Genomic DNA, 23,278 nt, shown 5'->3' on the forward strand with positions numbered 1-23,278 from the left:
CTAGGCCTCCAGGTCCAGTTCCAGGCCCACGGGGCAATGGTCCGAGCCCAGGACCTCGGGCTCGATCCAGGCCCGCGTCACCTTGCCCCGCAGTTCCTCGCTGACGAAGAAATAGTCGATGCGCCACCCCGCGTTGCGCGCGCGGGCCCCGTAGCGGTAGGTCCACCACGAATAGTGGTCCGGCCCGGGCTCGAACAGGCGGAAGGTGTCCACATAGCCGTGGGCCACGAAGCGGTCCATCCAGGCGCGCTCCACGGGCAGGAAGCCCGAGGTGTTCTCGTTGGCCTTGGGGTTCTTGAGGTCGATTTCCTTGTGCGCGGTGTTGAAATCGCCGCAGACCACGATGGGCTTCTCTCGCCGCAAGGCCTCGCTGTGGGCCAGGAAGCAGTCGTAGTAGCCGAGCTTGAACTCCAGACGCTCGTCGCCCTGCTGGCCGTTGGGGAAGTAGATGGTGAAGAAGTGGAAGGACGGGTATTCCAGGTGGATGCAGCGGCCCTCGCCGTTGAAGCGCTCGTCGGGCAGGCCGGTGCGCACGGCCAGGGGCGCCACGCGGTACAGCGCCGCCGTACCCGAATAGCCCTTGCGCGTGCGGCAGGGGTTCCAGGCCACCTCGTAACCCGGGCGGCCCCGGTCGGCCTCGTCCAGCTGCTGCGGCTCGGCCTTGATTTCCTGCAGGCCGACCACATCGGCGCCGCTGGCGTCGAACCAGTTCCAGAAGCCTTTCTGGATCACGGCCCGCAGGCCGTTGACGTTCCACGAATAGAGTTTCATCCCGCCGCCTTACAGGGTGCGCAGTTTCACGGTCAGCGTCCGCCCGGCCAGGCCGATGACGGCGTAGCCGCCCTGGGCCAGCATCCCGGGGTTGACCACGGCGGTGCGGCCCACGAAGTCCAGGGCCCGCGACTCGTGGATATGCCCGGACAGGCACACGTCGGGCTGGACGCGCTCCACGAAGGCGCGCACGGCCCGGCTGCCCACGTGCCGCGCGCCCACCAGATCGGCCTTGGTGCCGTGGGGCGGATCGTGGGCCACCAGCAGCGTGGCGTCCCACTGCCCGGCCAGGGCCAGGGCCTGCTCCAGCAGCTCGCCCAGGCGCTCGTCGGGCACCTCGCTGGGCGTGCCGAAGGGCGTGGGGCTGGAACAGCCAACGCCCACGAGGCCCACCCCGGGCGCCAGTTCGCGGGCCTGGCCGTGGATGGACAGGCCTTCGTCCTCCAGCCAGCGGCCCACGGCGGCGGTGTCCATGTTGCCGATCTGGGCCAGGACCACAGGGTTGGCCCGGCGCACGGCGTCGATGACCCGGCGCGCCGCGTCCACCCCGCCGTGGGTGGTCAGGTCGCCGCTGACCACGACGCCTGCGGCCTCGGCCACGCCCGGAATGCGCGCGACGTTGCCCGGGTCGCCGTGGATATCGCCGATGCCGATCCAGTACTTGTCGTATTTCACGGTGCTCCCCCTCTTTTCCCTCGGCCCGGAAGCGGGTACAACCCAAGGGCGCCCGCAGCGGCCCCGGGCCGCGACGCACAACCCTAGCCCAAAAGCCCGCGATGGAAACCCCCCGACACACGGCCCCCGGCGGCCCCGGACCAGCCCGCAGCGCCCTGCGCGCGGCCCTGCTGGCCCAGCGCCGGGCCCTGCCCCGGGCCGAGGCCGCCGCGCGCTCGGCGCGGGTGCTGGCGCGGGTGCGGGCGCTGCCCGCCTGGGCCACGGCGCGCGAGGTGCTGGCCTACATGCCCGTGCAGGGCGAGGTGGACGTGGCCGCGCTGGTTGAGGAGCTGTGGGCGCGCGGGGCGCGGGTGCTGTTGCCGCGCTGCCGCCCCGGGGAGCCCGGAGCCATGGACGTGGCCTGCGCCACGGGCCTGGCCGACCTGTGCCCGGGGGCCTTTGGCATCGCCGAGCCCGACCCGCACGCCTGCCCGGCCCTGGACGCCCCCCGGCCCGACCTGGTGCTGGTGCCGGGGGTGGCCTTCGACCGGCGCGGCCAGCGCCTGGGCTTCGGGGGCGGGTTCTACGACCGTTTTCTGGCGGGGCTGGGGCGCCCGGGGCCGCTGCTGGCGGCGCCGTGCTTCGGCTTCCAGCTCGTGGCCGAGCTGCCTGCCGAGCCGTGGGACGTGCCCGTGGACGTGATCATCACCGAGGAGCAGACCCTGTGGACCCGAAACCGCGACTGATTCCCTTCGCCTTTCCCGGGCTGGACCGCGTGGGCTGCGCCTTCGGGGCGCGGGCCGCAGGCGCCTGCGGGCCCTACGGCGGCGGCAACATCTCCCTGGACGTGGGCGACGACCCCGGGGCCGTGCGCGCGTGGCGCCGGGCCATGCAGGGCGCCCTGGGCTTCGGCTCGTGGCAGGAGCTGCGCCAGGTCCACGGCACGCAGATGCTCTTCGACCCCGACCCCGGCGACATCGACGCTCCCGGCACCTTCGAGGCCGACGGGCTGGCCACCGCCGAGCCGGGCCGGGCCCTGGTCATCAAGACCGCCGACTGCCAGCCCATCCTGCTGGCCCACGAGAGCGGGGGCGTGGTGGCGGCGCTGCATGTGGGCTGGCGGGGCAACGCGGCGGAGTTCCCCCAACGCGGAGTGCGCGCCCTGTGCCGGGAATACGGCCTGGCGCCCGCCGAGCTGCTGGCCGTGCGCGGCCCGAGCCTGGGCCCGGCGGCCAGCGAATTCACCAACTTCGAGGCCGAGTTCGGCCCGGCCTTCGCGCCCTACCACGACCCCGCCACGCGCACCGTGGACCTCTGGCGCCTGACGCGCGACCAGCTCCTGGCCGCCGGGCTGCTGCCCGAGCGCATCCACGGCCTGGACCTGTGCACCCACGCCACGCCCGAGCTGTTCTTCTCCTACCGCCGCGAGCGCACCTGCGGCCGACAGGCCAGCGTGATCTGGATACGGAAGTAGCCGCCGGGCGGCGGCGCCCGCGCGGGCGCATGGCTGGCCTGCGCCGTCCCGCGCCTCTCCCAAAATACCCGTGGCCCCACAGGGGGCCACGGACTGCCCTGCCCGCAAAGGAACAGCAAGGAACTCTGCCGCTGGGGATCGACCACCCGTTCCCCGTCCCGCCGCCAACCTCCTCACCCCGTCTGGATGCCGTAGGCCTTGAGTTTGCGGTAGAGGTAGGTGCGTTCCAGGCCGATGGATTCGGCGAGGCGGCTGACGCTGCCTTCGAACTCTTCGAGCTTGCGGCGCAGGAATTCGGCTTCGAACTCCTGGCGCGCGGCCTTGAAGTCCACGGCGCCGGAGGGGATGGGCAGGTCGTGCGGCGGGGCGCCGGGGGCCGGGGCCGGGCGCGCGGCGAGGATTTCGGCGGGCAGGTCCTCGGGGCCGACCTCGGCCCCGGAGTGCAGGATGAGCATGCGCTCCACGAAATTCTTGAGCTCGCGCACATTGCCCGGCCAGGGGTAGGCGCACAGCACGCGCAGCGCGTCGTCGGTGAAGGCCAGCTCGCGGAAGCCCTGGGTGCGCGTCAGGCGGTCCAGGAAATCCCGGATGAGCAGGGGGATGTCCTCGCCGCGCTCGCGCAGCGGCGGCACCACCAGCGGGAAGACCTTGAGCCGGTAGTACAAATCCTCGCGGAAGCGCCCCTCGCGGATTTCCTCCATCAGGTCCTTGTTGGTGGCGGCGATGACGCGCACGTCCACGGTGATGGTCCTGCGCCCGCCCACGTGCTCGAACTTCTGCTCCTGGAGGATGCGCAGGATCTTGGCCTGAGTTTTCAGGCTCATGTCGCCGATCTCGTCCAGGAACAGCGTGCCCCCGTCGGCCAGCTCGAACTTGCCCTGCCGCGAGGCCTCGGCCCCGGTGAAGGCGCCCTTCTCGTGGCCGAACAGCTCGCTCTCGATGAGTTCCTCGGGGATGGCCGCGCAGTTCACGGCGACCATGGGCCGCGCCCCGCGCCGCGACTGGGCGTGGATCATGCGGGCCACGATCTCCTTGCCCGTGCCGTTCTCGCCGGTGATGAGCACCCAGGCCTCGGTGGGCGCCACCTGGGCGATGTGCTGGCGCAGGGAGGCCACCGCCGCCGAGCGCCCGGTGAGGGTGCGGATCTGCTCCGAGCCCAGGCGCAGGCGCAGCTCCTGGTTCTCGCGCTGGATGGTGTTGAATTCCAGCGCCTTGTTCACGCACAGGATGACTTTTTCCAGGGACAGGGGCTTCTCGATGAAGTCGAAGGCGCCCTTCTTGATGGCCGCCACGGCGGTCTCGATGTTGCCGTGGCCGGAGATCATGATCACCGGCAGGTCGGGCAGCCGCGAGCGCAGGGTGTCCAGCACCTCCAGCCCGTCGATGCCCGTGAGCCAGATGTCGAGCAGCACCAGGTCGGGCGCACGCTCGTCCACCAGCCGCAGGGCCGCCTCGCCGCTTTCGGCCTCGTGGACCTCGTGGCCCTCGTCCTCGAGGATGCCGCGCAGCGAGAAGCGGATGTCCTGTTCGTCGTCAACTACGAGAATCCTGGCCGGCACCCTGCCCTCCCCTGGCTGGCGGTTGGCCGGACCCCCACGGCCCGGCCTCCTGTGCATACCCGCAAAAACCCGGGCAGGGCAAGGCCGGGGCTAGCCCTCGAAAGAGAACTCCCCGGCGGCGAACAGCTCCAGGCAGGCGTCCACCACGGCCTCGTCGTAGCGCGTGCCCCGGCCCTTGCGCACCTCGTCCAGGGCCAGTTCCAGGCCCAGGGCCGCGCGGTAGGGCCGATGGGAGCTCATGGCCTCCACCACGTCGGCCACGGCCAGCACGCGCGCCTCCAGGCACACGGCCTCGCCCGCCAGCCCATTGGGGTAGCCCGTGCCGTCCAGGCGCTCGTGGTGCTGGACCACGAAGTCCGCAATGGGCCAGGGGAAGGGCACCCCGCTCAGGATCTCGTAGCCCACCCCGGGGTGGGTCTGCATGAGCCCGAACTCCATGGCCGTAAGCCGCGCGGGCTTGGAGAGGATTTCGGCGGGGATGTAGATCTTGCCCAAGTCGTGCAGCAGCCCGGCCACGCGCACGCCCTCCAGGCGCTCGTCGGCCAGCCCCAGGCGCGCGGCGATGGCCACGGCCAGGCGCGCCACGCGCTGCTGGTGTCCGGCGGTGTAGGGGTCGCGCTTCTCCGAGGTCAGCACCAGGGCCTGCACCGTGGCCTCCACGGTCTGGCGCAGGCGGTCCACGGTGCTGCGCAGGCGGGCCATGGTCTCCCTGCGCCCGGAGATGTCGCGGAAGGCCATGACCACGCCCTGGGCCTCGCCGCCCTCGTCCGCCACCAGGCAGGCGGTCATGTCCACGGGCAGCTCCCCGGCCGGGGCGCGCAGCACCAGGCCCTCGGCATGCAGCGGGCAGCCGCCTTCCAGGACGCGGGGCAAAAGGTCCACAGGCTGGCCGCCCTCCTCGCGCAAGGGCAGCACCCGGGCCAGGGGCCGGTGCCGGGCCTCGTCCAGCCCCAGCCCGAGCACCCGCCCGGCCACGGCGTTCAGGTAGTTCACCTGGCCCCGGGCGTCGGTGGCCACGATGCCCTCGCCCACGCTGTCCAGGGTCGTCTCCAGCCACTTGCGCTCCTTGCGGCGGCGCTGCTCGTTGGAATGCTTGTAGTGGGCCATTTCGATGGCCGTGTGCACCTCGCGGTCGTCGAAGGGCTTGATGACGTAGCCGAAGGGCTGGGTGGCCTTGGCGCGTTGCAGGGTTTCCTCGTCGGCGTAGGCCGTGACGAAAATCACCGGGATGTCGCAGCTCTGGGCGATGGCTCCGGCGGCCTGCACGCCGTCCATGGCCCCGGCGAGCATGATGTCCATGAGCACCACGTCGGGGCGCAGGCGCCGGGCGGCCTCCACGGCGCCCTCGCCCGTGGGCACCACGTCGGCCACGGAATACCCGAGGTTGGTCAGCCGGTGGCGGATGTCCATGGCCACGATGGTCTCGTCCTCAACCACGAGAATGGTGGGCTTGGGGGTCACTGGGGGCTGGTCCTTCCGCCCGGTGGTTCGGGCCGCCCGTCCAGGCAGGCGGCCAGTGCCTGCCCGAGGTCGGGCAGCACGAAGTGGTAGCCTCCGGCGTCCAGGCGCAGGGGGGCGGCGCGCTGGCTGGCCAGGACGGTTTCACGGGCCATTTCGGCCCCCAGCAGCAGGGCCAGCACCGGCGAGGGCACCGCCAGCCACGAGGGGCGGCCCATGGCCTTGCCGAGTTCCCGGCAGAACCCGGCCATGGTCGCGGCCTTCGGAGCGCACAGATTGTAGGGCCCACTGGCGCTGGCGTCGTCGAGCAGCCAGAGCACGGCGCCCACCACGTCGGCCAGGTGGACCCAGGGCAGCCACTGGCCGCCGCCGCCCAGGGGGCCGCCCAAAAACAGGCGAAAGGCCGGAAGCATCCGGGCCAGCATGCCGCCGCCCGGGCCCAGCACCAGCCCGGTGCGGATGACCACGCGGCGCGTGCCCAGGCCTTCCACCGCCTCGCTGGACGCCTCCCACTGGCGGCAGACCTCGGCCAGGAACCCCGGCCCGCAGGGGCGGCTCTCGCCGAGCACGTCGCCGCTGCGCGAGGCCCGGGGGCCGTAGTAGCCCACGGCGGAGCCCTGGACGACCACGGCGGGCGGCGCCTCGGCCATGCTCGCGGCCTCGGCCACAGCCCGGCCCGCCAGCACGCGGCTCTCCAGGATGCGCGCCTTGCGCGCGAAGGTCCAGCGGCCCGCCGCGATGGGCTCGCCCGCAAGGTTGACCACTGCGCACGGCCTGGGCCCGGCCAGCAGCCGCGCCAGGGGCTCGGGGTCGCGCCCGTTCCAGGCCACGGCGGCCACGGCGGGGCCCAGCAGGGCCCGGGCCCGCGCGGGATCGCGCGTGGGCACGCCCACGGCGTCGCCCCGCGCCACAAGCGCGCCGACCAGCGTCCGGCCTATGAAACCCGTTCCGCCCGTGACCACCACGCGCATCGAAGTCCTCCGTCCGGCGGCCCGGGGCGCCCGGGGCGCCCAAGGGTTCACCAGTATCGGCAAGCATACAAAAAGACGCCAGACAAGGAAAGGCGAAAGAGGAAAAAGACACGCGCGGAAAGGAAATTTGCCCGCACGGACGCCGGGCGCCCCGTGGGCTCAGGCCGTGGGCAGCTCCACCACCAGCACCGAGCCCCGGGGCGAGTTGGGCACGGCGCGCACGTAGCCGTGGTGGTCGCTGACGATGGAACGCACGATGGTCAGCCCCAGGCCGGTGCCCCCGCGCTTGCGCGAGAAGTAGGGCTCGAAGAGCCGGGAGCGCTCCTCCTGGGTCAGGCCCGGGCCGTTGTCGCGGAACTCCACGCGCACCCAGCCGGAAACGCCGTCGTGGGTGACCACGGCGTCCACCTGCCCGCCGGGCTGCCCGGCCAGGGCCTCGGCGGCGTTGGTCAGGATGTTCAGGAACACGCGGCGCAGGCCCTGGGGGTCCATCTTGATGGGCGGCAGTCCCTCGGGGCAGCGCAGGGACCAGCCGATGTCGCTGTGGCTGTTCTGGAAGGTGCTGACCACCTCTTCGAGCAGCGGGGCCAGCTGGCCCGGGCGCAGCTTGGCCTCGGGCAGCTTGGCGAAGGCCGAGAACTCGGTGACCATCTGTTGCAGATGCTCCACCTGGCGCACGATGAGCCCCGTGCACTGCGTGAACACCGGGTCGTCGATCTCGGGGCCGAACTTGCGCTCGATGCGCTGGGCCGAGAGCTTGATGGGCGTGAGCGGGTTCTTGATCTCGTGGGCGATGCGCCGGGCGACCTCGCGCCAGGCGGCCACGCGCTGCATCTTCTCCAGCTCGGTGATATCCTCGAACACGGCCACCAGCCCGGCGTCCTTGCCCTCGCTGGTGCGCAGGGTCACGCAGTTGACCAGCAGCTTGAGGTCGCGGCTGCCCAGGGTCAGCTCGATCTGGCGCTGCCACTGCGAGCCCGGGCTTTCCATGAACTGCTCGAAGATCTCGCGCAGCATGCCCAGGTATTCGCCGTGCAACAGCTCCAGGGGCCTGCGCCCGTGCATGGCCTTGCCGTCCAGGCCGAGCATGTCCTCGGCGGCCTTGTTCACGGTGCTGATGCGCCCGTCGCTGTCCAGGGAGATGACCCCGGCGGTGATGTTGTCCAAAAGGGCTTCGATGTAGCGGCCCCACTGCTCCAGCTCGCGGTTCTGCTGGTTCAGGCGCAGGTTGGCCTCGGTCAGCCCGGCGCGGCTCTGTTGCAGGTCGCGGGCCATCTGGTTGAAGCTCTGGACCAGGAAGCCCAGCTCGTCGCTGGACTGGTCCTCCAGGCGCACGGAAAGGTCGCCCCGGGCCACGCGCTGGGTGCCCTCGGCCAGGGCCTGCACCGGGGCCGAAAGCTCCTTGGCCAGGCGCATGCCGAACCAGATGGCGCCCATGACGATGAGCAGGGTGACCACGGCCAAAAGCACGTACAGCGCCAGCTTCCACTGGTGCTTCATGGTGCGTATCTGCTTGTATTCGCTGACCCCGCGTACGATGTGGTCCAGCTTGTAGAGCAGCCCGTGGCCGATGGTCTCGCCCAGCACGAGGTAGCCGCTGGCCCCGTCGTTCACGGGCAGCACGCCGATGACCATGTCCGCCCCCGGGCCGGGGCGGATGGTGGACCAGAATTCCGGGCGCTCGCGCAGGCCGTCCCAGTCCACGCGCTGCTTGATTTCGGGCCAGACCGTGGCCCACGGGCCCCCGGCGTGCCAGTCGCGCTCGCGGCGGTCGGGCCCCAGCACGCCCACCAGCCCCAGGTCGTATTCCGTGCGCTTCTCGGCCAGGTAGGCGCCCATGGCCTTGCTACCCCAGGCCATGTGCCCGTCGCGGATGCTCTGGCTCAGGTGCCCGGCGCGGCGCTCCAGGCGCTCCTGGGACGAGGCGTAGAAGGCCTGGCCGACCTCCAGGGCCTGGTCCAGCGATTCCTCCACCTGGGTCTTGAACCAGAAGTCCACCGAAGTCTGCACGAACAGGGCGCCCAGGCCGAACATGAGCACCGTGGGCACGATGGACAGGGCCAGGAAGGAAATGACCAGGCGCGTGCGCAGCTTGGAGCCGAGCACCTTGCGGCGGCGCTCCAGCACCAGCTTGACCACGTTGCGCATGACCACGAACAGGACCACGCACAACAAGATGACGTTGATGTTGAACAGGGCCAGGAAGACCAGGGAGCTGATCTCGCCGAAGTACTTGAGCTCCACCCCGGTGAGCACGATGACCACGACCAGCAGCGCCAGGGCCAGCATGATCTCGCGCTGGCGGCGCTTGCGTTCCCGGGCCGTGCCCACGCTGACCTTTATGGAGTCGGTGGAAGCCACTGCGCCCGCCCTAGTAGTTGAATTCGAGCTGGTAGCTCACCGGCTTGTAGAGATCAAACGACATGAAGAAGACCACATAGCGCATCCAGACCGGCACTTCCAGGCGGCCCATGGAGATTTCCAGGCGCAACCGGTACTGGTGGCCGGGCAGCAGGCTTTCCCAGGGGCCCAGGTCCATGGCCAGGCGGCCCCAGCCCTTGTCCAGCAGGGCCGCGAGGTTCTTGTCGCGCAGGGGGCGGGGATCGCCGGGGATCTCGAGGATGTAGTCGTTGGCCAGGGCGTCCTTGCGCAGCGGGCTGACCAGGGTGGCTTCGGCCACGTTGGTGTCGGCCCACAGGCTCTTGCGGCGGTAGATCGTGGCCTGGCATTTGAGGCCCACGGTGGTTCCGGCGGCAAGTTCCTGCTCCAGGCCCTCGATGTCGGGCAGGCTGACGCCAAAGCGCACGGTGATGTCCCCGGCGTGGTTGTCCAGGGTCAGGTTGCCCAGATCCAGGGCGCCGTCGGCGGCCCGGGCAACGGGGCAACCCAGGGCGGCCACGGCCAGCGCAAGCGCGAAGAACAGGCGCGCCAGGGCGCGCCATGCCGAAAGGGGGGAGTGGGCCGCGTAACGGAGCAACGTGGTTCCGATGCCTTGTCTTTCTCCTGCGCCGCCGGGGGCCTGGGAGGCCGGGTTGCGCTGGCGGGCGTTTCCTGACAAGTAAACCAAGGCCCGCGCCTTGGCAACCTGCGGGCGCACATCCGGGCCGGGAGGCAGCGTGCGGCGCATCCGTTTCATCTGGGTCGGCAAACTGCGCAGGGGCTGGTGGCAGGACGCCGCCGGGCTCTACCTGGGGCGCATCCAGCCCCTGACGCCCTGCGAGGAAATCGTCATCAAAGACGCCCCGGCGCAGCTGACCCCCGAGGCCAAGAAAGCCTGGGAAGGCGCGAAGATCCTGGAAAAACTCGGCCCACAGGACCACGCCGTGGCCCTGGACGAGGGCGGGCGGACCATGACCTCCGCCGCCCTGGCCAAACGGCTCACGGCCTGGACCGACGACCCGGCCAGCGCGCCGTGCTTCATTGTCGGCGGGGCCTTCGGGCTGGCGCCCGAGGTGCTGGCGGCCTGCCGCGAGCGCCTGTCCCTGTCGCCCATGACCTTCCCCCACGAGCTGGCCCGGGTGATCCTGCTCGAGCAGGTCTACCGCGCCCTGGCCATCGCCCGGGGCCTGCCCTACCACCACGCCTGACCCGCGCCCCGCGCGGCCCGAGGAACACCGCACATGGCACTGACCGACCTGGCCTACCTGGAAAAAATCGAGGCCTTCATGACCTCGGGCGACATGGCTTTCGAGTTCGACAACGGCGACGAGACCCGGCGCCTGGAGATCCTGGAATTCCTGGAACGGCTCATGGACCTGGGCGAACTGGCCGACGCCCAGGCCACGCGGCTGATCTTCAAGGACGGCTACATGGACATGCTCTCGGGCGACAGCGCCCAGAAATAGCGCTGCCCGGCGCCCGAGGCATAGGCCGCCCGCCCGCGCAGGGCCCAGCCCGGGGGCAGGTCCGCCGCGTCCGGGGCGTCCTGGTTGGCCATGACCACGCACAGCCCGCCCGGGGCGAGCATGGGCCGCACGAAGGCCACAAGCTCGCGCCACGGCATGAAGGCCCGGCTGAGCACCAGGTCCGCAGGCAGGTCCGCCCCGGGCAGGTCCTGGGCGCGGCAGGCGCGGACCTCGGTGCGCTCCAGGCCCATGCGCGCCAGGGCCGTGCGCATGAAGGCCACGCGCTTGTGGCGCGGCTCCACCAGCAGGTAGCGCCCCGGGGGCCAGAACGCGCGCAGCGGCAGCCCCGGCAGCCCGGCGCCCGCGCCCAGGTCCAGGCTGCGCGGCGCCTCGGGCAGGCCCAGGGTGGCCAGGAAATCCGCCAGATGCCAGGAGTCGGCCACCAGGTTGGCCAGGGCGTCCTGCCAGTCGCGCGCGCTGACGAGGTTCACGGCGTCCTTCCACTTCATGAGCGCCGCGAGGTAGGCCGCCAGGGCCCCGGCCTGGGGCGCGGCCAGCTCGCGGCCCAGTTCCCGGGCCAGGGAGGCGACTTCGCCAGGGCTGGGCATTCCCGTCATTCTCCTTTATAAGTGGGCGGACCGGCGGCCCCGGGAACCCCGGGCCTCCCGGGAATTCTTGACAGGGCCGCCCCCGCCGGGCTACCCCGCCGGGCACACGCCAAAGCGGCACCGGGCGGGCGCCGTCCCGGTCCTGATACTGGAGGAACGACCATGAATGCAACCACCCCGCTGGTGGCCGTGAATTTTCCCGGCCAGGGCTCGCAGGTCAAGGACATGGGCCGCGACCTGGCCGAGGCCGACGACCGCTACATGTACTACTGGACCCTGGCCGAGAACGTCAGCCGCCAGCCCCTGCGCGAAATCTACTGGGGCGGCGACGACCACGACATGGCCGACACCCGCGCCCTGCAACCGGCGCTGACCGTGGCCGCCCTGACCCTGTGGATGCACGCCGCAGAGCGCGCGCAGGCCCACTGCTTCGGCGGGCACAGCCTGGGCGAGTATCCGGCCCTGGCCGCCGCCGGGGCGCTGTCCGTGGAGGAGGCCCTGGAGCTGGTCTCCCTGCGCGGGGCGCTCATGGCCGAGGCAGGCGGGCCGGACCAGGGCATGACCGCCCTGCTCAAGCTCGGCCAGGACGACGCCGAGGCCATCGCCGCCCAGGCCCGCGAGGCCACAGGGCGCGAACTGCTGGTGGCCAACTACAACACCCCGGGCCAGTTCGTGCTCTCGGGGCACAAGGCCGCCCTGGAGGCCGCCGCCGCCCTGGCCAAGGAGCGCAAGGGCCGGGCCATCCCCCTGCCCGTGTCCGGCGCCTTCCACAGCCCGCTCATCGCCGAGGCCGCCGCCGAGCTGGAAAAGCGCCTGGCCAGGGCCGACTGGCGCCGCCCCAAGGCCCCGGTGTTCCTCAACGTCACCGCCGACGCCCAGGCCGACCCCGGGGCCATCGCCGCGGCCATGGCCCGCCAGATGACCTCGCCGGTGCGCTGGATCGAGATCAACCGCAACCAGTACGCCATGGGCGCGCGCACCTTCTACGAGCCCGGGCCCAAGGGCGTTTTGACCAAGATGCTCGGCCAGAACCTGGACGGCCTGCCCGCCGACTGGACGGGCCACAGCCTGGACACCATGGCCGCCGTGGACGAGCTGCCCGCCGGGCAGGACTAACCAGCACCCCGCGCCGCCCGCGCGGCGAAAGAGACACCACAGACAATGCGCGCACACGATACCCTGCACTCGCTGCTTCTTGCCTGCGTCACGGACATGGGCCTGGCCCTGCCCGACAAGCTGACCATCGAGCCGCCCAAGGACGAACGCCACGGCGACCTGGCCACCAACGTGGCCATGGTCCTGGCCAAGCAGGCCGGGCGCCCCCCGCGCGAGCTGGCCCAGGCCCTGGCGGACGCCATCGCCGCCCGCTCGACGGACATCGCCCGGGTGGACATCGCCGGGCCCGGCTTTCTGAACGTGACCTTCACCCCGGCCTTCTGGCAGGCCACCGTGGCCCAGGCCCTGGCCGCCGAGGCCGCCTACGGCCGCACCGACACGGGCCAGGGCCGCCGCGTGCAGGTGGAATACGTGTCGGCCAACCCCACCGGGCCGCTGCACATCGGCCACGGGCGCGGCGCCGCCGTGGGCGACAGCCTGGCGCGCGTGCTGCGCGCGGCGGGCTACGACACCCAGACCGAATACTACATCAACGACGCCGGGCGGCAGATGCTCATCCTCGGCCAGAGCGTGTGGTACCGCATGCAGGCCCTGCTGGGCCGCGAGGTGCCCGAGCCCGGCGACTACTACCGCGGCGACTACATCATCGACATCGCCCGCGAGCTGCTGGAAGAAAAGGGCCGCCCCTTCTTCGAGGCCGCCAGCGAGGACCAGGCCGTGGACGCCTGCCGCGAGAAGGCCATGGCCGACATCCTGGCGGGCATCCGCAAGGATCTGGAAGACTTCGGCGTGGAGCACCAGGTGTGGTTCTCCGAGCGCAGCCTGCTTGAGCGCGGCGCCGTGGACCGCGCCTTCGAGCGCATGCGCGCGCGCGGGCTGGCCTACGACCAGGACGGCGCCTTCTGGTTCCGCTCCACGCAGTACGCCGACGACAAGGACCGCGTGCTGCGCAAGTCCGACGGCCTGCTGACCTATTTCGCCTCGGACATCGCCTACCACGACGACAAGTACGAGCGCGGCTTCGACATGGTGGTGGACATCTGGGGCGCCGACCACCACGGCTACGTGCCGCGCATGAAGGCCGCCGTGCAGGCCCTGGGCCGGGGGGCCGACGACCTCCAGGTCATCCTGGTGCAGCTGGTGAACCTCTTGCGCGGCGGGGAGCAGGTGGCCATGTCCACCCGCGCCGGAGAGTTCGAGACCCTGGCCGACGTGGTCCGCGAGGTGGGCGCCGACGCGGCGCGCTTCATGTTCCTGTCGCGCAAGAGCGACAGCCCCCTGGACTTCGACCTGGAGCTGGTCAAGCAGCAGTCCATGGACAACCCCGTGTACTACGTGCAGTACGCCCACGCGCGCATCCACTCCATCCTGCGCAAGGCCGCCGAGCGTGGCGTGGACGCGGGCGAGCCCTCGGCAGCGGCCCTGGCGCCGCTCGCCGCCGCCGAGGACCTGCGCCTGGCCAAGCTCGTGGAGCAGTTCCCCGACACGGTGGCGGCGGCGGCGGCCAATCTCGCCCCGCACCACGTCAGCCACTACCTGATGACCCTGGCCGGGGCCCTGCACAGCTACTACCATTCCACGCGCATCCTGGGCGAGGCGCCCGAGGTGGAGCGCGCCCGGCTTCTGCTGCTCGGCGCCGTGGCCCAGGTGCTTTCCGGCGGGCTCGGCCTGCTGGGCGTGTCCGCGCCCCGGTCCATGTAACCCACACAGGAAGGCATCATGGCCAAGGACAACACCAGGCGCAAAACCAGGGACGACGGGGACGGGCAGCCCCGCCGCCTGCCCTTCAACCTCACGGCGGGCGGGCTGGTGACGACGGTGGTCGTCTCCGTTGCGGCCCTGGCCTGGGCCTTCGTGCTGGGGGTGCTGGTGGGCCGGGGCTACAAGCCCGAAGAGGCCGTGCCCGAGCTGGCGCGCATCATGCCGCGCCCCGAGGCAAACGCCACCGCCCCGGCCCCGGCTCCGGCCCCGCCCGAGGTGCTGCGCGCCGAAGAGCTGGAATTCTACGACGACCTGCACCGCAAGCCCGGCGAGGCCGCCCCGGTCAAGCCCCGGGCCGCAGCCGCCCCGGGAGCCCAGCCCCCGGCTGCCGCGCCCCAGGCCCCGGCGCCAGCAGCGGCCACCGCGCCAGCCGCCGCCCCGGCGGCCCAGGCCTCCGGCCAGCGCTTCGCCTATGTCTACCAGGTGGGCGCCCTGCGCGATGCCGAGGTGGCCCGCAAGTTCGCCGCGCGCCTCCAGGGCCAGGGCCTGACCACCAGCGTGGAGTCCGCCCAGGCCCAGGGCACGACGTGGCACCGCATCCTGGTCCACTTCCAGGGCACCCCCGAGCAGACCGAGGCCCTGAAGGCCAAACTGGCCGCTGCCGGGGTCCAGAAGCCAATCATCAGAACCAAGACGCCGCTGTAGCGAACGGGGCGGGCGGGCCCGGAGGGCCGCCCCGCCCGGGCGGACGGGGCGCCGCCAACCCCGGCGGCCCTTGGGCCCGCCCCGCCCCGCGCGGCTTCTGCCCGCTCCGCTCCACCCGCCGGACCACTCTTTCTCACCCCCGCCCCGCGCGCCCCGCCGTCCGGCCCCTTTCTGGAACTTGCAAATTCGTAGGCTTTGGCCTACCTCTTCTTCGTTTCTGTAAACAATCTTTTATCCACAAAGGGGACCCCCGCATGAACCACTGGTCGAAGCAGAACGACGTGCTTGGCACGACCAACCGCGGCAACGCCATCGAATCCGGCCTGTGTACCCTGTGCCGGGCCGACTGCAAGGGCAAGTGCGAAACCTGGCTGGCCAGCCTCAAGGGCCGGGAAACCCTCTACCCCCGCGACTTCGGCCTGGTCACCGCCGGCAGCGGCAACACCTGCCACGTGGGCGTGTCCTACAACGCCCTGCGCATCCAGGGCGCCTGCTACGGCGCGCGCGGCATGAACGGCAACGAGGACAAGGCCCGCTCCGGCGACTGCCTGTTCACCGACGTGAACCTGGCCACCTCCTTCGGCAACCAGGTCAAGACCAACTGCCGCCTGCCCTTCATGACCGGCGCCCTGGGCTCGACCTTCATCGCCGCCAAGTACTGGAACTCCTTCGCCGTGGGCTGCGCCCTGGCGGGCGTGCCCATCGTGGTCGGCGAAAACGTGGTCGGCGTGGACCGCGCCTCCGAGCTGTCGAGCGGGCGCATCCAGAGCGCCCCCGAGCTGGAGCGGCGCATCCAGACCTACCTGCGCTACCACGACGGCATGGGCGCCATCATCGTCCAGCTCAACGTCGAGGACACGCGCAACGGCGTGGCCGAATACCTGGCCGAGAAGTACGGCGACCGCATCATCATCGAGCTGAAGTGGGGCCAGGGTGCCAAGAACATCGGCGGTGAGATCGAAGTCACCAGCCTGGACTACGCCCTGTTCCTGAAAAAGCGCGGCTACCTCGTGGACCCCGACCCCGAGAACCCCGGCGTGCGCGAGGCCTTCGCGTCCGGCGCCGTGCGCTCCTTCGCGCGGCACAGCCGCCTGGGCTACACCGCCCAGGACAGCTACGAGAAGGTCCGCGACGAGTTCATGACCTCAGTGAAATACCTGCGCAGCCTGGGCTTTGCGCGCATCACCCTCAAGACCGGCTCCTACGGCATGGAAGGCCTGGCCATGGCCATCCGCTTCGCCAGCGAGGCCGGGCTCGACCTGCTGACCATGGACGGCTCGGGCGGCGGCACGGGCATGAGCCCCTGGAACATGATGGAGACCTGGGGCGTGCCCAGCGTGCTGCTGCACGCCAAGGCCTACGAGTACGCCGCCCTGCTGGCCGCGCGCGGCCAGCGCGTGGTGGACATGAGCTTCGCGGGCGGCTTCGCCAAGGAAAGCAATATCTTCAAGGCCCTGGCTTTGGGCGCGCCCTTCGTGAAGATGATCTGCATGGGCCGGGCGATGATGATTCCCGGGTTCCTGGGCACCAACATCGAAGGCGCCCTGCACCCCGAGCGCCGCGAGGCCATCAACGGCAACTGGGACGCCCTGCCCGCCACGGTGGTGGAGCATGGCCGCACCCCCGAGGAGATCTTCGCCGCGTGGCACCAGCTCTCCTCGCGCCTGGGCAAGGACGAAATGCGCAACGTGCCCTACGGCGCCGTGGCCATCGTCACGCTCATGGACAAGCTCTCCGCCGGGCTCCAGCAGCTGCTGGCCGGGGCGCGCAAGTTCGACGTGGCCGACATCCGCCGCGAGGACATCACCTCCGCCAACCGCGAAACCGAGCGCGAAACGGGCATCCCCTTCATCACCGAAGTGGGCGACGAAACCGCACGGCGCATCCTGCTGGGCTAAGGCAGACACCAGGGGTGGGGGGGCACCTGACGCCCCGCCCGCCAAATGAAAAGGCCGGGCCCGCAAGGGTCCGGCCTTTTTTCGCCGCTCCGCTCGGGGCGGACCTTCGAGCCCGCCCCCCGTCGCTGCAGGAGCCCCAGGCCGACAAACCCGGCGGGCGCCCTCTGATCACGCCCGCCGGAAGCGCGCGGACTTTTTCCTCCGGCCCTTGACCCGTCTGTTGCCTCACGGTTCATGCTGCCCCCTCAACCCCAAACCGAGGAGGACATCATGACCGTCGATTCCAGCCCTGCGCCCGGCGCGCTCCTGGCCCCGCACTGCGATGTGGCGCACGTCATGCGCCTGTGCGCGCCGCCCGACAGGGTCTTTCCCCTGCTGTGCCCGGTGCGCGAGTACGACTGGATTCCCGACTGGCGCTGCGAGGTGCTGCACGCGCCCCTTGGCGCCGCCGGGCCGGGCTGCGTGTTCCGCACCGCCTTCCCGGGCGTCGGCACGGAAACCTGGACCTGCGTGCGCTTCGAGCCGCCCCGGGCCATCGAGTACGTGCGCTTCGCCGCCCTGGGCCTGGTCACGCACCTGACCATCACCCTGGCCCCTGACGGCGCCGGGGGTGCCACGGTCCTGTGGCACAACCGGCTGACCGCCACCACCGACGCCGGGCGCGACCATCTTGCGGACGGCGTCGAAGCGGAATACCACCGGGAAACGGCGGAGCTGGAGGCCATGCTCGACCACTACCTGCGCACCGGAACCATGCTCCGGGGCACGGGCACGGCCTGAACCCGCCGGGGAGGAGGACCATGGAAACCATCGGGCGCCTGGCCAGGCGCTTCGGCCTGTCGCGCGCGGCACTGCTGCACTACGCGAAGATCGGCCTGCTGGATGCCTCGGAGCGCTCCAAGAGCGGCTATCGCCTGTACACGGAGCAGGACGCCGCACGCCTGGAGCGCATCCGCATCTACCGCCAGGCCGGGCTGCCCCTGGCGCGCATCGCCGCGCTGCTGGACAGCGAGGACGGAGCCCCGGCCCAGGTGCTCACCGCGCGCCTGGACGAGATCAACGCCGACATCGCCCGGCTGCGCGAGCAGCAGCGCTTCATCCTGGGCATCCTGCAAACCCCTGAGGCCCGGCGCAAGGTGCTCATGACCCGCGAGGCCTGGACAGGCATCCTCGAGGCCGCAGGCTTCACGGAGCAGGACATGGCCCGCTGGCACGCCGGGTTCGAGCGCAGCGAGCCCGAGCGCCACCAGCAGTTCCTGGAGTTCCTGTGCATCCCCGCCGACGAGGTGGCGGCCATCCGGGCCTGGTCGCGCCGCTGCGCCCGGCGCTGAAAAACGAGGGGCCCGCGCGAGCGGGCCCCTTTGCCTGCACCTGCCCCCAGGCGTGGAACGAACAGAATTGCAGCCCTCCGTCTCCCGGTGGGGCCGGGTTGTGAGCGGCCTGCTGACCCGCGCCAACTAGGCCCCCCCGCCCTCCGCGCGCCGCCACAGGCCTTCCTCGGCCAGGGAGCACAGCACGGGCACCACAACCAGGGTCAGCAGTGTGGCCACCAGCAGGCCGAAGACCACGGCCACGGCCATGGGGCCCCACCACTGGGCGCTCTCGCTGCCCACGTCCCACGAGAAGCTCAGGAAGTCGAAGCTGACCCCCGTGGCCATGGGCAACAGGCCGAGGATGGTCGTCACGGCGGTGAGCAGCACCGGGCGGAAGCGCGTGGCCCCGGCCTGCATGAGCGCCTCGCGCACCGCCAGCCCCCGGGCCCGCAGCTGGTTGAAGTAGTCGATGAGCACGATGGCGTTGTTGACCACCACCCCCGCGAGGCTGATGACGCCGACCCCGGTCATGATCACCGAGAACGACATGCCCGTGAGCAGCAGCCCGGCGAACACGCCGATGAGCGACAGGCCCACCGAGGCCAAGATGATCAGCGGGGCCCTAAAGCCGTCGAACTGCGTGACCAGCACCAGGAAGATCAGGAACAGCGCGGCCACGAAGGCCTTGCCCAGGAAGTCCGAAGCCTCCTGCTGGTCCTGCTTCTCGCCGGTGAAGGAGTAGGAGAACCCGCGCGGCAACTCCACGGTGCGCATGATGGCCTCCACGTCGGCCAGCACCTGGCCGGTGGTGCGCCCGCTCACGTCGGCGGACACGGTGACCACGCGCTTCTGGTCGATGTGCTTGATGCCGCCGATGCCCCCGGCCATCTCCACCGTGGCCAAACTGGTCAGGGGGATGGGCTCGCCGTCGGTGCCCGACACCGTCAGCCGGGTCAGGCCTTCCAGGCTGCTGCGGTCCTTCCTGGGCAGCTTGGCCACGATGTCATACTCGTCCTTGCCTTCGCGGTAGGAGCCGACCTTGGTACCGCCCACGGCGGCCTTGACGGTCTGGGCCACGGTGCTGGCGGTCAGGCCCATGAGCGCGGCCTTTTCCTTGTCCACGGCCACGCGGATTTCCGGCTTGCCCTGGATGTAGTCGGACTGAAGGTCCACCAGCCCGGGCACGCCCTTGATGCGCTCCATGACCAGGGCCACCACCTCGCCCAGGGCCTGCATGTCCGTGCCCTGGATCTCCATGTTCACCGGCTCGCCCGTGGGCGGGCCCATGGTTTCCTTCTCCACGCGCACGGTGGCGCCGGTGATGGCGGCGGCCAGGGCCGCGCGCAGGTCGTCCACCAGCGCGGTGGAGGGCCGCGAGCGCTCGTGGAAGTCCTTGAATTCCACGGTGAGCTTGGAGACGTGGGTGCCCGCGTTGGAGCTGCCGAAGGGGTTGCCGCCCATGGTGCCGACCTGGGTGATGACGTGCAGCACGTCGGGCTCGGCCAGGCACAGGGCCTCGGCCTGGCGCACGATGCGGTCCGACGCTTCCAGGCTGGTGCCCACGGGGGTCTCGATGTGCACCCAGGCCCGCTCGGGGTCCGACGAGGGCATGAACTCCACCCCGCGCCCGAAGGCCACGAAGGCGCCCACCGAGGCCACCAGCAGCACCACGGCCAGCCCGGCCACCGCCAGGCGATGGTCCAGGGCCCGGGCCAGCAGGGCCAGGTAGCGCCGCTGGAGCCATTCCAGGGCGCGGTCCTGCGGGCGGGAGGCGGCGGTGGCGGCGCGCACGGTCTGGAAGCGCGCCGAAAGCACGGGGTTGACCACCAGGGCCACGAACAGCGAGGCCGACAGGGCGACCATCACCGTCAGCGGCAGGTAGGACATGAACTGGCCCATGATGCCCGGCCAGAACATCATGGGCACGAAGGCGCCCAGGGTGGTCAGGGTCGAGGCGATGACCGGCCAGGCCACTTCGTCGGTGCCCGCCTGGGCAGCCTGGGCGCGGTCCGCACCCTCCTGCATGTGGCGGTAGACGTTCTCCACCACCACGATGCCGTTGTCCACGAGCATGCCCAGGGCCAGGATCAGGGCGAAGAGCACCACCATGTTCAGGGTGATGCCCAGGGCCTGGAGCACAGCGAAGGTGATGAGCATGGACAACGGGATGGACAGGGACACGAACAGCGCCGAGCGCCCGCCGATGAACAACAGCACCACGGCCAGCACCAGCACCAGCCCGGAGATGATGTTGTTCTCCAGGTCGGCGAACATGCTCTTGATGTCCTCGGACTGGTCGGAGGTCAGGGTCACGGTCAGCGCCGGGGGCATCTCGCCGCGCAGCTCCTGCACGGCGGCGCGCAGGGCCTCGACGATCTGCACCACGTTCTCGCCGCTGCGCTTGGTGACGGACACGGTGACGCTCTGCTGGCCGTCCATGCGCGCGATGGTCTCCTGGTCCTTGGCGGCGTCCTCGATGCTGGCCACGTCGCGCAGGTACACGGGGCGCCCGCCGCGCGTGAAGGCCACCAGCGAGCGGATCTCGTCGGGGTGCTGGAAGTCCTCGGGCACGCGCACCTGGTAGCGCTGGTCGCCGATGTCCATGGACCCGCCGGGCACGTTGACGTTGCCCTCGGTGACCGCCGTGAGCAGGCTGGAAAAGGGCATGCGGTAGAAGGCCACGCGGTCCAGGTCGAAGAGCACGTGGATCTCGCGCTCCAGCCCGCCCAGGACGCTGGCGTCCAGCACGCCGGGCACGGCCTCGAAGCGGTCCTCGAACGATTCGGCCAGCACCTTGAGCCGCTTGAGGCTGAAGGGCCCGGAGAGCACGACGTTGATGATCGGGCGGTCCGAGAAGTTCATCTCGGCGATGACCGGATCGTCGGGCAGGTCCGCAGGCAGGTCGGACTTGGCCTGGTCCACCTTGTCGCGCACCTTTTGCAAGGCGTCGTCGATATCGATGTCGGGCAGGAACTTCAGGGCGATGATGCTGGCGCCGTCCTGGGAGATGGAGCGCAGCTCCTCCAGGTCCGACAGGCCCTTGAGCTTGCGCTCCAGGGGGATGGTCACCAGCTTTTCCATGTCCTCCGGGGCCACGCCCTCGTAGTCGGTGGTCACGAAGACATAGGGGATGGTCACGTCGGGGTTGGACTCCAGGGGCAGGGAGCGGTAGGCCACCGCCCCGGCCAGGGCCAGGAACACGGTGAGCACCAGCACCGCCGACTTGCGGGCCAGGGCTGCGCGGTTGACGATCATTGCACCACCACCCGCGTACCTTCCTCCACGGAACCCTGCCCGGCGACGATGAGATTCTCGCCCGGCTCAAGGCCCGAGAGCACCTGCACCACCCCGCCCTGGACCACGCCCAGCTCCACCGTGCGCGCCCGGACCACGCCGCCATCCTCCACGAAGAGCATCCGCTCGCCGCCCTTGTCCTGCACCGAGGAAAGCGGCACGGCCACGGCGTCCGCGATCTCGCGGCGCAAAAACGACGCCCGCGCGAGCATCCCGGGGCGGATGGCGCCGTCGGCGTTGTCCACCAGCACCCGGGCGGAGAAGGTGCGCGTGGCGCTGTCGGCCTTGGCGGACACGAAATCCACCCGGCCCCGCCAGCTGCGCCCCGGCCAGGCGTCCACGGTCACGTCGGCCTCGCTGCCCGGGCTCAGGTAGCGCACGTCCAGCTCGGGCACGCTGACGATGACGCGCACCACGTCGCGGTTGACCAGCCGCAGAAGCTGCTGGCCCACGGAGACGAACTCGCCGGGGTCGGCGTCCAGGCTCTCCACCACGCCGGAGATGGGCGCGCGCACCTGGCCCTGGGCGAAGTCCGCACGGGCCTCGGCCACGCTGGCGCGGGCCACTTCCATGGCCGTGCGCGATTCGTCCAGCTCCTCGCGCGAAAGCACGCTCTCCTGGAAAAGCTGCTCGCGGCGGCGGGCCTGGGCCTCGGCCAGGCGGCTGGACAGCTCGGCCTGCTCCAGCTTGGCGCGTTTGGCCGCCACGTCGATGCGCATGAGCGTTTCGCCCTGCTCCACGCGCTGGCCCTCCACGGGGCCGACCCATTCCACGACGCCGTCGGTCTCCGACGAGAGCACCACGTCGGCGTCAGGCTCGGTTTCGCCGGGCAGGGTCAGCACGTCGCGCAGCACGACGGGCTCCACCCGCTGCACGCGCACCTGGACCCGGTGCTCGGCCTCCTGCTCCGCCCCGGCCCCGGGGGCCGGGGCCGGGCCCTTGTCCGTGCAGCCAGCCAGCGCCAGCCCGAGGCCCAGGGCCCCGGCGGCGAGATACGCGGCCACGGCCCGCACGATACGGGCGGCCCGGGCGGGCGCGCCGTCATATGTCGTCATTGCCGTTCTCCTTCATCGCCCGGAGCCCTCCCAGGGCGAAGCGTGTCATGTGCGCGGCCACACGGTCGATCTCGCCGTCCTTGGCCAGCGCGAGGGAAAAAAAACCGGGGTCGGAAACAAAGCCCAGGAAATAGATGACCACCTGGGCCAGGCAGCTGTCCACGGCGTCGCGCAGCCGGGTACCCTCCACGGGCCCCAGCTCCGCATGCACCAGGGGGCGCAGGTGGGCCTCCATGGTCGTATAGTTGCGCATGCTTTCCGGCGACTGGGCAAGCCCCGCCTGGATCAGCTCGCCCAGCCAGACCCTGGCCCGGCCATAGGCCGCCTGGGGGTCGCTGGCGCCCCGGAACAGGCGCAGCAGCATGGCGCGGTAGAAACCGCGCAGCCGCTCGGCCACCGGGGCCTCCGGGGCCGCAAGCCCCCCGTCCAGGGGAAAGCGCGCCTCGGCTTCGGCCTGCCAGGCCTGGAGCACCATGCGGTACAGCTCGCGCTTGTCGCGGAAATGGTAGTTCACGGCGGCCACGTTGGCCTGGGCCTGGGCGCAGATGCCGCGCACGGTAGCCTTCTCGAAACCTTCCTGGGCGAACACGTCCGAGGCGGCGGCCAGAATCCTGTCCCTGGTCGGGGCCGGCACCGTTTCGCTGACGCTCATGGCAACACTCCTGATGGATCTTGAACTCTCTTAAAACAGCGTTTCAATTTTAGTTTGAAGCCATGTATGAATTCGGGCAGGGAAAGTCAAGGCAGGGAATGTTAAGATTAGTCATGGCCTTATATTCCGGAAGGATAGGCCAACGCGGCGCCACAAGCCGCGCCGGAGCCGCGCGGTGGGCTATACAATTGCGCCGTGATGATT

General features: G+C 70.9%; 21 protein-coding genes. 10 read left to right on the top strand and 11 right to left on the bottom strand.

Features of this window, described 5'->3' with window-relative positions; translation table 11 throughout:
• Both G495_RS0107100 and G495_RS0107105 read right to left on the bottom strand, forming a co-directional pair.
• Nucleotides 1-771 carry an exodeoxyribonuclease III gene (locus G495_RS0107100; RefSeq protein WP_028587239.1) on the bottom strand — a complete coding sequence of 257 codons (771 nt, stop codon included), beginning with the start codon at nucleotides 769-771 and terminating at the stop codon, nucleotides 1-3.
• Between the two features lie 9 nt (nucleotides 772-780).
• The gene (locus G495_RS0107105; protein WP_028587240.1) at nucleotides 781-1,446 is read right to left on the bottom strand and encodes a metallophosphoesterase; all 666 of its coding nucleotides are present in this window, start codon (nucleotides 1,444-1,446) and stop codon (nucleotides 781-783) included.
• A gap of 101 nt (nucleotides 1,447-1,547) precedes the next feature.
• Between G495_RS0107105 and G495_RS0107110 the strand changes: the two genes are divergently transcribed.
• Entirely contained in the window at nucleotides 1,548-2,171 is a 624-nt protein-coding gene (locus G495_RS0107110; RefSeq protein WP_028587241.1) for a 5-formyltetrahydrofolate cyclo-ligase, read from the top strand.
• On the top strand, nucleotides 2,150-2,899 hold the full coding sequence (locus tag G495_RS0107115) for a purine nucleoside phosphorylase YfiH/LACC1 family protein (RefSeq protein ID WP_028587242.1): 750 nt from the start codon (nucleotides 2,150-2,152) through the stop codon (nucleotides 2,897-2,899). The genes G495_RS0107110 and G495_RS0107115 overlap by 22 nt, the downstream gene beginning before the upstream one ends.
• 173 nt (nucleotides 2,900-3,072) lie before the next feature.
• On the opposite strand, the gene G495_RS0107120 is transcribed toward G495_RS0107115, so the two are convergent.
• From G495_RS0107120 to G495_RS18100, 5 genes are all read right to left on the bottom strand, one after another.
• Nucleotides 3,073-4,458: a sigma-54-dependent transcriptional regulator gene (locus G495_RS0107120; protein ID WP_028587243.1), complete on the bottom strand. Its 1,386-nt coding sequence runs from the start codon at nucleotides 4,456-4,458 to the stop codon at nucleotides 3,073-3,075.
• A gap of 90 nt (nucleotides 4,459-4,548) precedes the next feature.
• Nucleotides 4,549-5,919, bottom strand: a complete 1,371-nt coding sequence (locus tag G495_RS0107125; RefSeq protein WP_028587244.1) for an HD domain-containing phosphohydrolase — start codon at nucleotides 5,917-5,919, stop codon at nucleotides 4,549-4,551.
• A complete protein-coding gene (locus G495_RS0107130) occupies nucleotides 5,916-6,887 on the bottom strand; it encodes a TIGR01777 family oxidoreductase (RefSeq protein ID WP_028587245.1) in 972 nt (323 codons plus the stop codon). Before G495_RS0107130 ends, G495_RS0107125 begins: the two co-directional genes overlap by 4 nt.
• A 159-nt stretch (nucleotides 6,888-7,046) precedes the next feature.
• Nucleotides 7,047-9,248 (bottom strand): sensor histidine kinase NtrY-like, encoded by a 2,202-nt coding sequence (locus G495_RS0107135; RefSeq protein WP_028587246.1) that lies wholly within the window; start codon nucleotides 9,246-9,248, stop codon nucleotides 7,047-7,049.
• Between the two features lie 10 nt (nucleotides 9,249-9,258).
• Nucleotides 9,259-9,864, bottom strand: coding sequence for a DUF4390 domain-containing protein (locus G495_RS18100; protein WP_051445162.1), 606 nt, complete (start codon nucleotides 9,862-9,864; stop codon nucleotides 9,259-9,261).
• 139 nt (nucleotides 9,865-10,003) lie between these two features.
• On the opposite strand from G495_RS18100, the gene G495_RS0107145 reads away from it, so the two are divergent.
• Nucleotides 10,004-10,474, top strand: a complete 471-nt coding sequence (locus G495_RS0107145) for a 23S rRNA (pseudouridine(1915)-N(3))-methyltransferase RlmH (protein ID WP_028587247.1) — start codon at nucleotides 10,004-10,006, stop codon at nucleotides 10,472-10,474.
• Nucleotides 10,475-10,507: 33 nt separating this feature from the next.
• Nucleotides 10,508-10,732, top strand: a complete 225-nt coding sequence (locus tag G495_RS0107150) for a hypothetical protein (RefSeq protein ID WP_035251301.1) — start codon at nucleotides 10,508-10,510, stop codon at nucleotides 10,730-10,732.
• Here the strand turns inward: G495_RS0107150 and G495_RS0107155 are convergent.
• Nucleotides 10,693-11,340 (bottom strand): 16S rRNA (guanine(527)-N(7))-methyltransferase RsmG, encoded by a 648-nt coding sequence (locus G495_RS0107155; RefSeq protein WP_245588387.1) that lies wholly within the window; start codon nucleotides 11,338-11,340, stop codon nucleotides 10,693-10,695. The two genes, G495_RS0107150 and G495_RS0107155, sit on opposite strands and share 40 nt — an antisense overlap.
• A 162-nt stretch (nucleotides 11,341-11,502) precedes the next feature.
• On the opposite strand from G495_RS0107155, the gene G495_RS18105 reads away from it, so the two are divergent.
• The 6 genes from G495_RS18105 to G495_RS0107185 all read left to right on the top strand — a co-directional run bounded on the left by G495_RS18105 (nucleotide 11,503) and on the right by G495_RS0107185 (nucleotide 18,091).
• A complete protein-coding gene (locus tag G495_RS18105) occupies nucleotides 11,503-12,456 on the top strand; it encodes an ACP S-malonyltransferase (RefSeq protein ID WP_035251303.1) in 954 nt (317 codons plus the stop codon).
• A gap of 45 nt (nucleotides 12,457-12,501) precedes the next feature.
• A complete protein-coding gene (gene argS, locus G495_RS0107165) occupies nucleotides 12,502-14,157 on the top strand; it encodes an arginine--tRNA ligase (protein WP_028587250.1) in 1,656 nt (551 codons plus the stop codon).
• A gap of 18 nt (nucleotides 14,158-14,175) precedes the next feature.
• On the top strand, nucleotides 14,176-14,862 hold the full coding sequence (locus tag G495_RS18110; protein WP_035251305.1) for an SPOR domain-containing protein: 687 nt from the start codon (nucleotides 14,176-14,178) through the stop codon (nucleotides 14,860-14,862).
• Between the two features lie 254 nt (nucleotides 14,863-15,116).
• A complete protein-coding gene (locus tag G495_RS0107175; RefSeq protein WP_028587251.1) occupies nucleotides 15,117-16,760 on the top strand; it encodes a glutamate synthase-related protein in 1,644 nt (547 codons plus the stop codon).
• A gap of 270 nt (nucleotides 16,761-17,030) precedes the next feature.
• A complete protein-coding gene (locus tag G495_RS0107180; protein ID WP_028587252.1) occupies nucleotides 17,031-17,540 on the top strand; it encodes an SRPBCC family protein in 510 nt (169 codons plus the stop codon).
• 20 nt (nucleotides 17,541-17,560) lie between these two features.
• A complete protein-coding gene (locus tag G495_RS0107185; RefSeq protein ID WP_035251307.1) occupies nucleotides 17,561-18,091 on the top strand; it encodes a MerR family transcriptional regulator in 531 nt (176 codons plus the stop codon).
• A 126-nt stretch (nucleotides 18,092-18,217) separates the two neighbouring features.
• Here G495_RS0107185 and G495_RS0107190 read toward each other — a convergent pair whose 3' ends face one another.
• Genes G495_RS0107190 through G495_RS20300 form a run of 3 tightly spaced genes read right to left on the bottom strand, consistent with a single transcriptional unit; the run spans nucleotide 18,218 to nucleotide 23,074 of the window.
• Nucleotides 18,218-21,328 (bottom strand): efflux RND transporter permease subunit, encoded by a 3,111-nt coding sequence (locus tag G495_RS0107190; protein WP_028587254.1) that lies wholly within the window; start codon nucleotides 21,326-21,328, stop codon nucleotides 18,218-18,220.
• Nucleotides 21,325-22,422 carry an efflux RND transporter periplasmic adaptor subunit gene (locus tag G495_RS0107195; protein ID WP_051445163.1) on the bottom strand — a complete coding sequence of 366 codons (1,098 nt, stop codon included), beginning with the start codon at nucleotides 22,420-22,422 and terminating at the stop codon, nucleotides 21,325-21,327. The genes G495_RS0107190 and G495_RS0107195 overlap by 4 nt, the downstream gene beginning before the upstream one ends.
• Nucleotides 22,409-23,074 (bottom strand): TetR/AcrR family transcriptional regulator, encoded by a 666-nt coding sequence (locus tag G495_RS20300; RefSeq protein ID WP_051445164.1) that lies wholly within the window; start codon nucleotides 23,072-23,074, stop codon nucleotides 22,409-22,411. Before G495_RS20300 ends, G495_RS0107195 begins: the two co-directional genes overlap by 14 nt.
• Nucleotides 23,075-23,278 lie beyond the last annotated feature (204 nt).

The sequence above is a fragment of the Desulfocurvus vexinensis DSM 17965 genome (genome assembly GCF_000519125.1).
GTDB lineage: Bacteria > Desulfobacterota > Desulfovibrionia > Desulfovibrionales > Desulfovibrionaceae > Desulfocurvus > Desulfocurvus vexinensis.